1 protein-coding gene is annotated in these 208 nt (G+C 67.8%); it reads left to right on the top strand.

All coding sequences use genetic code 11. The features are described from left to right. On the top strand, positions 1-208 hold a 208-nt coding region (locus tag EXE44_RS20035), incomplete at both ends, for a diadenylate cyclase domain-containing protein (RefSeq protein WP_241991929.1).

Genomic DNA, 208 nt, shown 5'->3' with positions numbered 1-208 from the left:
CGAGGTGGCCTGTGTCGCCTCGGTGTTCGACGGCGGCTCGGACGCGGTGATCCGCGTCACCGTCGACGAGGGGATCCACACCGGTATCTACGACCTGTTCGCCAACTCCCGGGCGGAGCCGAGCGTCATCCGCGACGTGTTCGAGGTCGCGATCGAACTCGGGCAGAAGGGACAGAAGGGGAAGCCGGTGGGCGCCCTGTTCGTCGTC

Source organism: Halorubrum sp. SS7, assembly GCF_005435055.1.
In the GTDB taxonomy this organism is placed as follows: Archaea; Halobacteriota; Halobacteria; order Halobacteriales; family Haloferacaceae; genus Halorubrum; species Halorubrum salinarum.
Note: the sequence above shows the minus strand (reverse complement) of the source record. Positions and strands in the feature narration are given on the sequence as shown.